This is a genomic window from Pseudoalteromonas sp. McH1-42 (assembly GCF_022347845.1).
GTDB lineage: Bacteria > Pseudomonadota > Gammaproteobacteria > Enterobacterales > Alteromonadaceae > Pseudoalteromonas > Pseudoalteromonas rubra_D.
In genome coordinates this window covers 373,327-386,198 of sequence record NZ_JAKRFU010000001.1, presented here as the reverse complement: position 1 = coordinate 386,198, position 12,872 = coordinate 373,327, and the positions used below count along the sequence as shown (strand labels likewise).

11 protein-coding genes are annotated in these 12,872 nt (G+C 47.5%); 5 read left to right on the top strand and 6 right to left on the bottom strand.

Features of this window, described 5'->3' with window-relative positions; all coding sequences use genetic code 11:
• Positions 1-88 precede the first annotated feature (88 nt).
• From MHN31_RS01370 to MHN31_RS01350, 5 genes are all read left to right on the top strand, one after another.
• On the top strand, positions 89-1,162 hold the full coding sequence (locus tag MHN31_RS01370) for an SGNH/GDSL hydrolase family protein (RefSeq protein WP_138538012.1): 1,074 nt from the start codon (positions 89-91) through the stop codon (positions 1,160-1,162).
• 103 nt (positions 1,163-1,265) lie between these two features.
• Entirely contained in the window at positions 1,266-1,706 is a 441-nt protein-coding gene (locus tag MHN31_RS01365; protein WP_239443247.1) for a carboxymuconolactone decarboxylase family protein, read from the top strand.
• Positions 1,699-2,451 (top strand): helix-turn-helix domain-containing protein, encoded by a 753-nt coding sequence (locus tag MHN31_RS01360; RefSeq protein WP_239443246.1) that lies wholly within the window; start codon positions 1,699-1,701, stop codon positions 2,449-2,451. The genes MHN31_RS01365 and MHN31_RS01360 overlap by 8 nt, the downstream gene beginning before the upstream one ends.
• 66 nt (positions 2,452-2,517) lie before the next feature.
• A complete protein-coding gene (locus tag MHN31_RS01355; protein WP_239443245.1) occupies positions 2,518-3,813 on the top strand; it encodes a hemolysin family protein in 1,296 nt (431 codons plus the stop codon).
• A gap of 213 nt (positions 3,814-4,026) precedes the next feature.
• Positions 4,027-6,285 carry an ATP-binding protein gene (locus MHN31_RS01350; protein WP_239443244.1) on the top strand — a complete coding sequence of 753 codons (2,259 nt, stop codon included), beginning with the start codon at positions 4,027-4,029 and terminating at the stop codon, positions 6,283-6,285.
• Positions 6,286-6,322: 37 nt separating this feature from the next.
• On the opposite strand, the gene MHN31_RS01345 is transcribed toward MHN31_RS01350, so the two are convergent.
• The 6 genes from MHN31_RS01345 to MHN31_RS01320 form a co-directional block, all read right to left on the bottom strand.
• A complete protein-coding gene (locus tag MHN31_RS01345; RefSeq protein ID WP_125557360.1) occupies positions 6,323-6,790 on the bottom strand; it encodes a helix-turn-helix domain-containing protein in 468 nt (155 codons plus the stop codon).
• Positions 6,791-7,054: 264 nt separating this feature from the next.
• A complete protein-coding gene (locus MHN31_RS01340; protein ID WP_239443243.1) occupies positions 7,055-8,287 on the bottom strand; it encodes a hybrid sensor histidine kinase/response regulator in 1,233 nt (410 codons plus the stop codon).
• A complete protein-coding gene (locus MHN31_RS01335; RefSeq protein WP_239443242.1) occupies positions 8,280-10,682 on the bottom strand; it encodes a response regulator in 2,403 nt (800 codons plus the stop codon). Before MHN31_RS01335 ends, MHN31_RS01340 begins: the two co-directional genes overlap by 8 nt.
• A gap of 254 nt (positions 10,683-10,936) precedes the next feature.
• Complete coding sequence (locus MHN31_RS01330) at positions 10,937-11,392, bottom strand: GNAT family N-acetyltransferase (protein WP_239443241.1); 456 nt, start codon at positions 11,390-11,392, stop codon at positions 10,937-10,939.
• Positions 11,393-11,400: 8 nt separating this feature from the next.
• Positions 11,401-11,865 (bottom strand): NfeD family protein, encoded by a 465-nt coding sequence (locus tag MHN31_RS01325; protein ID WP_239443240.1) that lies wholly within the window; start codon positions 11,863-11,865, stop codon positions 11,401-11,403.
• Positions 11,862-12,821: a slipin family protein gene (locus tag MHN31_RS01320; RefSeq protein WP_239443239.1), complete on the bottom strand. Its 960-nt coding sequence runs from the start codon at positions 12,819-12,821 to the stop codon at positions 11,862-11,864. Before MHN31_RS01320 ends, MHN31_RS01325 begins: the two co-directional genes overlap by 4 nt.
• Between the last annotated feature and the right edge of the window lie 51 nt (positions 12,822-12,872).

The following is a 12,872-nucleotide window of genomic DNA, read 5'->3' as shown; positions in this document are numbered from 1 at the left end:
ACCCGATTTAGAAAAATTCAACTTCCCTGGCTTGAGGAGTTGCTGTTTAAACACTAGGTTTACTTTTTTAACAAAAAAGGAACTATCCATGTGTCGCTTAATACTTATCCTGCTCGGACTGAGCATCAGCCTTAGCTGCTTCGCTACCGTTTTGCCTGCTACGCACCATGCGCTTATTTACGAGGGCCGGGTACATAAAAACTATCAGCAAGGGAGTGTGGAATTTAACTGGCCGGGTACGGCCATCCACACTCAGCTGGTGGGTAAGTCCATCGCAGTCAGTTTAGTCGGTAATGGTGACCAGTTTGATGTACTGGTCGATGGTCGGTTGCACCAAAAAATCGTGACGGCATCAACGGGTGAAGCTCAGCGCTTTGTGTTGTTTGAACAGGCAGAGCCAGGTCGGGTGCTCATCGAAGTGGTGAAGCGCTGGGAGCATTATGGTGCACGCACTCAACTGTTGCAATTTGAGGTCGATGGGGCTTTGGAGGGGGTATGGGAAACACAGCCACACATACTGTTTATCGGAGATTCAATTAGTGCGGGATTCGGCAGCGAATCGACTAAGCGACAATGTGACTGGCAGGAGATTGTTAATTCGAGTAATGCGCGGCTGGCCTTTCCTTATGTTGCGGCGCAACAATTAAACAGCACGTTTACTCAGGTGTCGTATTCTGGTCTGGGCTTGATCCGCAACTGGAATGGCAACCAAACACATCACACTCTGGTAGATTATGTTGATCAGATATCCGCAGTATATGAGGATGATTTGTCATATCAGGAGCGCTTTCCTCAGTTAATTGTGTTGGAGTTTGGGACTAATGATTTTAGTACCGACCCTCAGCCACACGAACCCTGGCAAACGATAGAGGAAGTAAAAATGGCCTGGGAAGCAGCCATGGTCGAGTTTGTTCATTCGCTGCGAAGCCGCTATCCGGATGTTGCTATTGTGGTGATGCCTCGTCCTGCATACCCCTATGACTTTATTATTCCAGCAACACATGCAGCGTTGCAACAGCTTGCCAATGAAGGGGTTGAGGATGTGTATGCCAATACTTTTGTATCTCCACTGGAAGGCTGTATCTGGCATCCTACGGCGCAGGAGCATGCGAGTATTGCCGGTGAACTGGTCACATTTATTAAGCAGCACAATTTGCTTTAATTGCATTGCCTGACGTTTTGGGGCGCGAAAGTCGTTTTTCTTCAATCTTGTTGTGGTGTCTCTGGGTAGTCTGTAAGCCATGAATGACACTTAAGGAAAAATGATGAAAAGAGCAAGTTATTTACAATGTGCCCCAAAACTGATGCAACACTTGTTTACTCAAGAGCAATTATTAAATGAAGAAGTCACACGTACACTGGATACGAAACTCTGGGAACTGGTTAAACTCAGAGCGTCTCAGTTAAACCAGTGCGGCTATTGCATTGCCATGCACAGCCGTCAGGCAATGGAGCAGGGCGAAAGCGCCCGGCGCATTATTGCCCTGAATGCTTGGCGAGATATGTCAGGATTTACTGCAAAAGAGCGTCTGGCACTGACTTTGTGTGAACAATTGACAAACGCTCAGCCGATTGATGATACTTTATACTGCACTTTGTCTGAGGAGTTCAGTGACGATGCACTGGTGACTCTGACGGTTGCCATTAATGCCATCAACGCCTGGAATCGAGTTGTCAAAATGTTTAAACCTGAGCCAGATGAATAACGAACTAATGTTGCAACGCCATCAACCGGATGGCAGATCCCAGCGGTATGTGCAAGCTGTATGGTTTGCACGCAGCCTGCACTCTGGCACTCGCTGGCTACCTTGCGATGGCGCACAAGGGATCGTCTTTGTGCTCAAAGGTGAGGTGTCACTGGATGAGCATAAACTGACAGCACCTTTTCACATTCAGCCACCCTCAAAGCATGCTGTACAACTCTCTTATAGCGCGGACGCTGAGTTTGCCGGGATCCGATTGTATCCAGCCAGATTGAAGGCGCTCCAGCAGGCTGTTTATCCCTTGTTATCTGAACCCGGATTGTGCGCGCTCGCTGAGCAACTTAGCCAAGCACCGACCCTGTGTACGTTAAAGCAATGGTTACAAACTTTGTCGAGCGCTGCACCCGACCCCAGTTATGCCATGCAGCATACCTACCAGCTCATCAGTTCACTGATGCAGTTACGTCCCCTGGAAGACGCTTATCGCGGCGTGCCGCTGGGGATACGTCAGCTAGAGCGGCAAGTCAAAGCGCAATCTGAATTAACGCCTAAGTATCTGGCACGCATCTACCGGGTTCGGCATGCACAACAACAACTCAGAGATAACCCACTGATAGATTTGGCTCAATTGGCACAGCTAAGCGGCTTTTCTGACCAGGCACACCTGACTCGTGAGTTTAAACACATTCTAAAGATCACGCCGGGCAAATATGCTCGTCAATTATCTGCGTCAGTCACGATTTATTGATTGCCAGCAGCGCAAATTGGGCGTATATATCGCGCTCAAATTTCTAGTTAATCGTCAGGTGAGTGATTGGACCTAGTATGGGTTGTTGTGCTTATTAGTATGAGCGCTGTATTTGCGTTATGCGAGATATCTCTGGCTGCGGCACGTAAAGTGAAATTGCAAAGCAGGCTGGATACGGGTGACCTCCGAGCCAGAAAAGTGATGCATTTGCAGGCAAACGCACATCAGTTTTTCGCTGCTGTTCAGGTGGTATTAAACGCCTTAGCCATTGTGGCAGGCATGATCGGTGAGTCGGTCTTTACGCCATATCTTTACCAGGCATCACAGCTTATTATGCAGTTGTTTGTCACTGAGGTGGCGCAATATCATACGCTGCTATTGCAAGTTTCCACGGTCCTGTCTTTTTTGTTGATCACGGCGATGTTTGTGTTGTTTGCTGATTTGCTCCCTAAGCGGGTTGCTATGGTGATCCCTGAGTCAATCGCCATGCGCTTTATTGGCCTGATGCTGGCAAGCGTGTGGCTGTTTAAGCCCGTGATTTGGCTATTTAACCTGCTGGCGGATGTCATAATCCGGGCATGTAAGTTACCGACTCAGCGCGATGAGTTGATCACCCGGGATGATCTGTTTGCGGTGGTTGACCAAAGTGCCGAGCAGGGCGAACTTGGGGCACATGAGCACAATATCATTGGCAATGTACTTGACCTGGACCAGACCAGTATCACTCAGGCGATGATTAACCGTGACGCAGTGGAATGGCTGAATATTCATGACGATCAACATGTGCTTGCACAGCAAATTCAAAGCCACAGTTTTCAGCAATATTTGCTGTGTGATGAAAGCCTGGATCAGGTGATCGCCGTGGTAGAGGCTAAGCAATTATTGAGTAATCTGATAGCTGGCCGGCTCTTACTTGATGCGCAGCATGAGGCTTTTCTGCGACCTGTGATTTTGCTCGATACGCTGAGTTTATCTGACGCTTTGAATGCGCTAAAGGCCCATCCGTGCAGTACTGGCGTGGTAATCAATGAGTTTGCAACTGTGGTGGGCATGGTGACATTGTCCAGTATCCTGAATTTTATCGCATTAAAAGACGGTGAAGCGATAGAAGCACAATTTCGCCAAAAAGATGCGTCACGCTGGGTGGTGCAAGGGGATATGTCGATGAAAGACTTCCAGTTGTCCGTTGTAGAGTATGAATTTATGCCCGTTGACTCGATTGAGACACTGGCAGGGTACCTAATTCATCACTGCAAGCGCTTTCCGTATCAAGGGGAGTCCATTGAGATAGAAGGCTTTGTGTTTAAAGTGACTGAAATACAAGGTCTGGCCATCAAACAGATTGAGGTCAGTCGTGGGTAAAGTCCAGGGCATTATTCGCGATTGGCATCTTGCAAAGTCTGAACGTGAGATCTGCCCAGGTCGCATGACATTGTGATAGATCAAAGCGCCTGACAGTAGTTGCAATGGTCGTTTTCACTGCCTTTACAACCCCGCTTCTGTCTTCTAGAGTTTTGAATATCCGTTAATTTTAGTGGAGCTGCGCAGTAACATCGGCTCCCTGTCGAGCGAGCAGTGCAATTATCTACACCTTCTCTACTGCTGATGGCTGGTGCCGGGGTGGTTGCCTCTGCGCTGGCCTTGGTGTTTATGTGGCTGGCAAACCGAGATGTCAAGGCGACGCTTTACTGGGCGTTGTCTCCCATCTGTCTGGCATTGAGCATGATATTGTTCGGGGTGCAAAATGAGCTGCCATTGAGTGTACGGTTCTTGTTGCCAAACTTATTTGGTCAGGCTGCTTTAGTACTGGTGTTGATTGGCTGCTATCATGCGTGTGAGAAAACGGTGCCGCTACGTCAAATCAGCTGTTATTTTGCGGCGTTTTTGTTCATCCATTGTATCTTTACTTACGTCATATCAAATTACGCGTCACGGCTGATCCTGGGGATGATCACGTTGACCATCACTTCAGGTTGGATCTGGGCGTGTTTGTATCGTTTTGGCCGACCTCGTTATGCAAAGTCTTTTGTCCTGATCAGTCTGAGTCTGGGGTTTGTTACTATTTTTGCGCTCGGAAAAGCGTTTGATGTTTTATCTCACCCCGGCACTACCAGCCTCCAGCAAGATCACACTCTAAAGGCTCAGCTGTTTGTTGTGTCTCTATTTATGAGCCAATTGGTGTTTAATTTCGCATTTGCGATCATGACCGGAGAATATCGAAATGCCAAAAACCGCGAGATTCAGCGCCAGTTACTGGAGTCCAATCAGGCGCTACAGCAGGAAAAGCAACGCGCCGAGCAACACTCGAAGATGAAATCAGAGTTTCTTGCCAATATGAGTCATGAGATCCGCACCCCAATAAACGGCGTGATTGGGTGTCTGAACCTGTTGCTGAGTCACGACCTGGATGCGCAGCAAAAACAATATGCCAAACTGGCAGACGCCAGCGCGCATTCATTGCTGGGAGTGATTAACGATATTCTGGACTTTTCTAAAATCGAATCTGGCAAACTGGAGATTTCCCCGGACTCTGTTGATCTGTATGAGCTGGTTGATTCAGTGGCAAAATCATTTGCCATTCCATTAGACAAAAAACAGCTCACACTTTTGGTGGACTGCCATGGGCTTAAGCATCGGTTTGTGCGTCTTGATCCGATCAGGGCACGCCAGATCCTGACCAACTTATTGAGTAATGCCGTTAAATTTACGGAGTCAGGTACACTCCAGCTTATCGTGAAGTGTGATGAAGTGGATGTCACAGCCGTCAGCCATCCGGTTACAGTGTTACAGTGTGACGTTATTGATTCTGGGATAGGCATAAAACCTGAAGTCAGGCACAAGCTGTTCAGTTCATTCAGTCAATGTGATGCGTCCACAACGCGCAAATATGGGGGGACCGGACTGGGGCTGGCTATCGTCAAACAACTGTGTCAGTTAATGAATGGCGATATTGAACTGGTTGACAGTACGGAGCCAGGTGCACATTTTCGCTTTCATTTTCAGGTTGAGGCGCAAAAGGGCGGCATATGGGGCAGGGGGATCCCCCCTGAGAACGCTCAGGTGGCGGTGTTGTCTATGCAGTCCCGGCTGGCAAACATCCTGTGCAGGCAGCTCGAAGTACTGGGGTGCCAGCCACAAACATTAATGTTACCACTTAAAACAGAGTTGAATCATGACATACTGGTAGCGGATCTGAGCAACTCATCGTATCAACATAAACTGATTGAGGCGCTTAGCCATCTGCCGGGTAAACGGCGGATCCTCGCTCTATGTAATATGCAATGCGAAATCCAACATGACCCTGTTTTTGCTCAGCATCAGATTACAGTGGTTTACCCCCCGGTCACAGCCAAAGATTTGGTACAGATGTTTACAGATGAGCATAAACCTAACTCACCAGAACCTGCTAATGGGGTGTCACCTTTGCGGGGTGTGCGTGTTTTACTCGCCGAGGATAATCCAATAAATCAGGTGGTTGCAAGTAAGATGCTTGCTGCCTGGGAAGTGGAAGTGCAACTGGCTGAGTCGGGTAAGCAAGCCGTGGATATGCTGAGGGAAATGCCAGAACATGGATTACCTGATTTGATTTTGATGGATTGTCAGATGCCAGAGATGGACGGGTATGAAGCAACCCGGCATATTCGAACTCATCCGGAACTGGAAGCTTGTCGGGACTTACCTATCATTGCGCTGACTGCCAATGCGATGCAGGGTGAGCGAAAAACGTGTCTGGCTTGTGGTATGAGTGGTTATGTCAGCAAGCCCATTCAGGCTGACTTATTGCAAGCAGAAATGCTCAAAATGCTGGTGGATAAAGCCGCAGGTCAGGCATAATTGAGACCAGGCGGCGATTGGGTTTGTTTGTCTTTATTCAGAGCTTTCTTCCCAGGCGTTTTTCAATCTGGCGCTTCTCCCATTTTGCACCGAACAGATCAAATACTTCGAATGCGCTTGCCCAGTGACTGAACAGCCCTATACCCCAACCGAGTGCAGGCCACAAGGCCCAGATATAATCAGGACTGGTAAACATATTTATGGCAAAAAGCCCGCTGTTGACTACAACATAGGTAATTAAGTGCGAGTAAAAATCTTTAATTGCGCGTACCTGCTCTATGATACGTTGTTCCTGATGGGTTATCGTTTCATGGCTCATATCATCTGGCTCCTCTTTGAGATCTGCAACAGTAGTTTCAAAAACAGCAGCTAATGACTTTAATGACTCCAGGCTGGGACTCTGACCGCGCTCTATTCGCTGAATGGTACGAACACTCAATCCGCTAAGCGTTGCCAGCTGCTCCTGCGACCAACCGCGTTGTAATCTGAATTTCCTGATAATCATTACTGTTTTCCCATTTGCTGCTCTGCCACTTGTTTTACGCATATTCTCGTCGACAGAGTACGTCAGCGTAACGACATAGCAATGACAAAGTAAATATTTCAATAAGTTAAGTAGAGGGTGATATGTTTGTTCTGTGCCACTAACTAGTGAACATTATCTTCACAGTATAATATTATTTGCGAATTTAAGTACACCGACCTCATCATGGCTCAGTAGCTGTTACGAGCTTGGTAGCCCATTGGGTAGATTGCAGCCAGACACGGATTAGTTTTCCAACGCTTGCGGGATCACGATACTAAATACCGTGCCTTCTCCGGGTTGGCTGGATAAAGCAATATTGCCTTTCAAACGGGTTTCAACCAGTTTTTTGACTATATATAAACCGAGGCCGCTGCCGCCTGTACCGACGCGTGTTGTATAGTACTTGTCGAAGACTTTACTGGTCCTCTCACATTCAATGCCTTTACCGTTATCTTTTATATACAGGGCTATGTTGCCGTCCTGATGTTCGACGTGGATATCAATTGTACCGGCGACATTGTCTTCAAAAGCATGGATAAGCGCGTTATTGATTAAGTTGATGATGACCTGAGACAGCGCGCCAGTATCAGAAATAAGGTGCAATGTTTGCGGGCAGTTGATCGACACCGTATGCGGTGTGCGCTTTAATTTGGGTGTCAGAACATATTGGATATTGTGCAGGTAATCATGCAAGTTACACTCTGAGACTGTGCCACTGAATTCACCCACAACAATGTGCTTAAAGCTGTCTATGAGGTGCATGACATTGTCCATGCTGGAGAGCACAATTTCACAGCTTTGTGCTGTGTTATCAATAAAGGCGTTTAATTCCTGCTTGGCCAGTGACTGTTTTTGCACTTGCAGCGCAAGCTCCTGCTGTTTTTCATTCAAGTGCGAGATAGCGGTTTTGACAACGCTGAGCGGTGTGCCTAGCTCGTGTGTAAGTTCTCCAACCAGCTCGCCAATATGGCTAAAATGCTGAGAAGTTTCAAGTTGTTGCTCTTTGAGCTTGGAGAGCTTTTCCAGTTCAAGGGTTTTATCTCGGAGTGTTGAAATGAGCTCGTCACGTAAATTGATCAGGGCTTGTAGCTGCAGGTGAGTTGTCACGCGTGCCAACAGTTCTTCTTGCCGTATGGGTTTAGTCACATAATCTACGGCGCCCACACTGAATGCTTCGACGATGTCACTGAGCTCACTTTTACCCGTGACAAAGATAACCGGGATCTCTTTAATTTTGCCAAGAGATTTAAGTCGACGGCAGGTTTCAAACCCATCTATGCCAGGCATCATCACATCGAGCAAAATTAAATGAGGGAGGAAAATGGTTGCTATATTGATGGCTTCTTTACCAGAAGTGGCGAATGCGACTTCGTACCCTTCGGGTTCCAGAAAGTCAGTCAGTAACTCAAGGTTTTCAGCCTTGTCATCAACAATTAGAATCTTGCAATTGTTCAGTGAAACCGGATCATCATCCATCTTGCACCTCGTCGAGCGCTGCAATAAAGCCTGTCATATCAAACCTACTTATAAATTTAGCCAAGTATTTCGTAAGCTGCCTGTTATTTGGCTGTTGTGCGTCAATTTCTTTGAGTGTTTGCTTGATCCGAGAGCTGTTATTGACCTGAGCATAACTTATTAACTGGGCCCGTTGTTCAGCGGGCAACGAATAATCGGCAAGTGTAATCTCATCTGATGGCGCGCTATCTGTAGACGAAGAACTTGTTAACTCAGCGCTTTCAAAATGTTCCGGGAAGAAAGATAACAATGAATCGAAAATTTGTTCGATTGTATAGGGTTTACCAATAAACTGGTCAAAACCAATACTGAGATAATGCTGTACTTCATGATGTAAGCTAAAGGCTGAAATGGCCACGCATTTTAGTTCAGACAAACCCAGATCATTACGAATGACGACGACGGCCTCATCACCACGCATGACGGGCATTAACAAATCCAGAAAAACAATGTCAAAGGCGCTTTTTTGAATGAGCTCAATGGCTTGTTTACCATCCTCAGCATAATCGACCTCAATACCGCATGCCGCAAGTGTCTGGCCAAGTATTTCGCGGTTGTAAGCAACATCATCAACACACAAAGCGCGCAGCGTTTTGTCCGCCCGCACACTTATCTGCTGTAATGTCTGTTTTTGAGTGTGGGTAGTGGTTATCTGTGCAGCTTGTAGTGGCAAAGTAAAAGAAAAGCAGCTGCCTTTGCCGGGCTCAGAGCTCACCTCTAGCTTACCTCCCATCATTTCTACTTGTCTGGACGAAATGCACAGACCAAGCCCGGTGCCACCTTTCTCTACACCGGCACTGCCTTGCGTAAAACTATTAAACAGGTTCTCCAGTTCTTCAGGCAAGATACCGGGCCCGGTGTCCAGTACTTCGAAGCGATGTAAACCTGCTTTTGGTTGTGTGTAGCGAAGTTTAATCGTGCCACTGTCCGTAAACTTGACTGCATTACCCAGTAAATTGATAAGTACCTGCCGCAGTTTACCCTGATCGCCATGAACCCCGGTCGGTTCACTCAGTGTGCTGTCTAATTGCCAGGCAAGTTGTTTTTGCTCACACTTGAGTTTGAACATGCTCCCCAAATCTTCCAGCAGCGCATTGAGCTCAAAGTCAACGGGGTTGAGTTTGCTAGAGCCAGCTTCTATCTTCGAGATATCCAGCACGTCATTGATTATGTCCAGCAAATGGTTGCCAGCTCTGATGATTTTGTTCATGGTGTTTTTGTGACTGGCATTGAGATCTTTTGCTCGTTCGAGCAGCTGGGCAAAACCCAGTACCGCATTGAGTGGTGTACGTATCTCATGGCTCATGTTTGATAAAAACATGCTTTTTGCCAGATTGGCTTGTTCTGCGCGTTCCCGTGCCGCTTGTAATTCTGCGGTACGTTCCTCAACTAAGCTCTCTAACTCAATATTATTGTTGCTGAGCCTTTCCTGCAACTGAGTATTGCGCCAGGCAATGCCTAAATTATGGCCCAGGTTCAGTAAAAGTTGCGCCTCCTGCGCCTCGATTGGATTGCTGTAGCAGGCAATGGCAAAAATAGGAGACCCGTCTGCCTTATCTCCCAGAAATAACACGGCATAGTTTTCTAATATCGCACTGCGTTCTGATTGCGCATTATATTGCGCGATGAACTGTGTTTTCACGGATTCCGGTATGGTGAGGGTAACGTCCTCCTGAGGAAAAAGCTGCTCAAAGGCGTCGGTGCTAAGGTCCAGTTTGACAACAAACACACTCATGGGGGCAGGCTCAAATTGCTGGCTTAGCGGCAAGGTTTCAGTCAGGGTCTGAAATACCCGCAGTTCAAATTCAGCCAGTTCGGAGTCGCTAAGCAGCGCATTAGTACAGGTGATGATTTTGTCTAACCCGGATTGTACCTGCTGTGTTTTATCCAGGTGCGAATAGGTTCTCAGAGCAACTAACACGGAGGCTTTGAGCTTGCTGCTGGTCAGTTCTGTTTTGGTTTTGTAGTCGTTAACATCATATTCCCGGGTAATGTCTGATTCCGGCGCCATGCCTGGTTGACCGGTACGCAGAATAATACGCACTTTATGATTCTGCGCCTCCTCACGTACGTATTTGGCAAAATCCAGACCTGCTTCGGCAGTTTCCATCACGACGTCGAGCAAAATCAGGGCTATGTCATCATGTTCTGCCAAAACCTGTTGCGCCTGAGTGCCGCTGTAGGCATTGAGAAAGGTAACACCCCGGCCATCCAGTTCCATTTGTTCCAGCACTAACCTGGAGATCTGATGAATGTCTTCTTCATCATCGACTAACAAGATTTTCCAGGGTGGCAGGCTGGGTGACTCTTCAGGCTCGTCATCTGAGCCAAACAGGAGCGTGTCATCGTCGAACATATTAGATCCCACTTAACGTACTGAACTTAAAGTGTAGTGAATGATCAACAAAAACGACCAGTGATTTGCATGTATTCGCTCAGAAGGGGATGAATATTGAGATCAGTGACACTGTAATTTTTGACGAGAAATCAGCTGGACAGACTGATCCACTAATAGCAGGTTAGTGGGCATAGGAAGTGATAAAGGCTATTGAGTATAAAGACTCACAGTGTTCATACTCGCAAACCTATTGGGCGAACACCTGAGCGCAATTAATGGGCTTCAGTTAATCTGACTTCCATTGGCTGATAAACAAGGCCGCCAGACTCTGCAATCTCTCCGGCCAGTATAAAGCCATAGCTGTGATAGGCGGGTACGGATGTCAGTGACGCTGACACGGTAACCTTTGGTTCCTTTGCTAGTTTAAGTGCTGCTGCAATAAGGGCTTTGCCAATGCCCTTGCGCTGTGCAGACGGTGAGACAAACAGCATCGCGATATGTCTGCCTGCTTTTAATTCAATCATGCCCACGGTCTGCTCAGCTATTTCGGCAACTAATATCTGGTTGTCTTCCGCCAATCGTGTTGCCAGGGCTACTGGCGCGGCAACAGCCCTGAAGGTGTCACAGCCCTCACTCGACAATGTTGCTGCAAGCGCGGTGTTAAAAGCCTCCAAACAAATCTGACTGAGGGTATCTAAATCCCCGGGCTCTGCGGGTCTTATGTGCATTGTATTGTCTAATCCTGGCGCTCTTGCGCTGCCACCCATAACACCCCAACGCTTTTTTTGACCACTTTGACTGTGGTGCCTTTTGCAATAGGCGTTTCGCTTTTTAGCTGCCAGGTGATCCCGGAGTAAGCATGGGTGAGTTGGCTTTGCTCGTTGAGGTCTTCGCTGAGTGTAAAGGTGATATCAGCAAAGTCGCTATTAACTTCTGTGCTCTGGGCTTTGGCCTGCATGCGCTTGAGCGGTTGCCACAGCAAGCCGGCCAGCGCCGCTGTGAGCACAGCATTAACCCACAATGCATTCATGAGTGTTGCGTCCAGCAGGCCCACAGTCATCATCAGGCCACTCAGGACCAGTGACAGACCCAGAAAAAACAGCACAAAGGTGGCAAAGCCCAGCACGGCAACTTCAACAATTAATGCCAGTAATCCGAGTACAATCAGGATCTGACTCAGGTGCTCAACCAAGAGTGTCACAGTTGCTCCTTTTGTTTCTTATTCAAGCTGTTAATGATCGACATGCCCTGTGCAACCAGAGAGCTGGGGTCAGTGCCGCTTTCAGGAAGCAGTACGACTGATGATTCCCGGGCGATGGCTTCTTTAGCGACAATGGCTTTACTGGCCAAATCAAGCTGGATGGCTTTTTGTCCTTCCTCTGTGTTGGCCGCTTCACCGACTTTTCTGAGGGCATCTGCCTGGGCTTCTGCAACGGCAATAATGGCTTTTGCCTCACCTTCGGCTTTTAGGATTTGCTCAGCTTTTTCTGCTTCTGCGGCCAGTACCTGGGCTTGCTTCTTACCCTCGGCGACATTGATGGCTGCCTGTCTGTCACCTTCTGACTCCAGTATCTGTGCGCGTTTAACACGTTCGGCCTTCATCTGTGCTTCCATCGCTTCCATCACTGAGTTGGGGGGCACGATATCTTTGATTTCATATCTAAGTACCTGAATACCCCAGGGATCAGAAGCAGCATTGATGGCAGAGACAATATTGGTATTGAGCATATCCCGCTCTTCAAAGGTTTTATCCAGCTCCATTTTACCCAGCTCACTACGCATCGTTGTCTGGGCCAGCTGAGTGACGGCAAAGATGTAATCGTCGACACCATAAGTGGCTTTGTAGGGGTCCAGCACTCGAAAATACAGAACGCCGTCGACAATTAAAGAGATATTGTCGCGGGTTATGGCTGACTGAGAGGGAACATCAACGGCTTGTTCTTTGAGGCTGCGATCGGCAGAGACCTGATCAATAAAAGGCACGATAAAGTTCAGGCCAGCCTCTTTGGTCGACTGGTATTTACCAAATCTTTCTATTATCCAGGCGCGATTCTGCGGGACAAATTTAATGCTCCCTTTGAGTACAAAAATGATAAAAATGAGCAGAAACGCCTCAACCGTTAGCAGGTAATTGAGAATGAGCGTAATTGGGTCCATGTTTATTCCTTATTTATATCCATTTATTTACTATAGCAACAATGCTGAAAG

What these genes read in the sequence shown, in the direction of transcription:
- MHN31_RS01370 (WP_138538012.1), top strand. Translation starts at nt 89, where the DNA reads ATGTGTCGCTTAATACTTATCCTGCTCGGACTGAGCATCAGCCTTAGC.
- MHN31_RS01365 (WP_239443247.1), top strand. Translation starts at nt 1,266, where the DNA reads ATGAAAAGAGCAAGTTATTTACAATGTGCCCCAAAACTGATGCAACAC.
- MHN31_RS01360 (WP_239443246.1), top strand. Translation starts at nt 1,699, where the DNA reads ATGAATAACGAACTAATGTTGCAACGCCATCAACCGGATGGCAGATCC.
- MHN31_RS01345 (WP_125557360.1), bottom strand. Translation starts at nt 6,790, where the DNA reads ATGATTATCAGGAAATTCAGATTACAACGCGGTTGGTCGCAGGAGCAG.
- MHN31_RS01340 (WP_239443243.1), bottom strand. Translation starts at nt 8,287, where the DNA reads ATGGATGATGATCCGGTTTCACTGAACAATTGCAAGATTCTAATTGTT.
- MHN31_RS01335 (WP_239443242.1), bottom strand. Translation starts at nt 10,682, where the DNA reads ATGTTCGACGATGACACGCTCCTGTTTGGCTCAGATGACGAGCCTGAA.
- MHN31_RS01330 (WP_239443241.1), bottom strand. Translation starts at nt 11,392, where the DNA reads ATGCACATAAGACCCGCAGAGCCCGGGGATTTAGATACCCTCAGTCAG.
- MHN31_RS01320 (WP_239443239.1), bottom strand. Translation starts at nt 12,821, where the DNA reads ATGGACCCAATTACGCTCATTCTCAATTACCTGCTAACGGTTGAGGCG.